Annotated in this window: 1 protein-coding gene; it reads right to left on the bottom strand. The window is 45.1% G+C overall.

Annotated features, from left to right (window positions below; genetic code table 11):
- Positions 1-246, bottom strand: a 246-nt coding sequence (locus AAEY62_RS24085) for a phosphomethylpyrimidine synthase ThiC (protein WP_350636989.1), incomplete at both ends; no start/stop codon positions are given.

The raw sequence follows: 246 nt of genomic DNA, 5'->3' as shown, positions 1-246 counted from the left end.
ATAAAAAGTTTTCTTTATGATGCGCTAAACACCACTTTGCCATAATAGAGCCACCGCGCGATACAATACCGGTTACTCGTTTTGCGGTCATGGGTACGTAACGCAGTAGCACACCGGCATGAATAGTAAAGTAATCGACGCCTTGTTCAGCTTGCTCAATGAGCGTATCGCGAAAAATCTCCCAGGTTAAGTCCTCCGCTACACCGTTTACTTTTTCCAGTGCTTGGTAAATAGGAACTGTGCCAA

The organism is Pseudoalteromonas sp. GW168-MNA-CIBAN-0100 (genome assembly GCF_040309225.1).
GTDB classification, from domain to species: domain Bacteria; phylum Pseudomonadota; class Gammaproteobacteria; order Enterobacterales; family Alteromonadaceae; genus Pseudoalteromonas; species Pseudoalteromonas arctica.
This window is presented reverse-complemented; position numbering and strand designations above follow the sequence as displayed.